This window comes from Anoxybacillus sp. LAT27 (assembly GCF_022030075.1).
GTDB lineage: Bacteria > Bacillota > Bacilli > Bacillales > Anoxybacillaceae > Anoxybacillus > Anoxybacillus kestanbolensis.
This window is the reverse complement of sequence record NZ_JAIWYK010000403.1, coordinates 1-223: the sequence shown is the minus strand read 5'-3', so window position 1 is coordinate 223 and position 223 is coordinate 1. Positions and strand designations below refer to the sequence as shown.

1 protein-coding gene is annotated in these 223 nt (G+C 56.1%); it reads left to right on the top strand.

Going from position 1 to position 223, the window contains the following annotated elements; genetic code table 11:
* Positions 1–60: 60 nt before the first annotated feature.
* Positions 61–223 (top strand): thiolase family protein (locus LD028_RS09965; RefSeq protein ID WP_483298305.1); only part of this gene is annotated, 163 nt, incomplete at its 3' end.

Genomic DNA, 223 nt, shown 5'->3' with positions numbered 1-223 from the left:
ATGCTTGTGAAAGGAAAACCGCTCCGCAACTAAAGCGGAGGAGATCAAGGGGGGATTGGCGTGAGAGAAGCGGTCATTGTCGCAGGTGCGCGCACACCGGTCGGCAAAGCGAAAAAAGGAACGCTCGCCCACGTGCGGCCGGATGATTTAGGGGCGCTCGTCGTCAAAGAAACGATCAAGCGCGCGGGGACCTATGAAGGAAACATTGACGACTTGATTATCG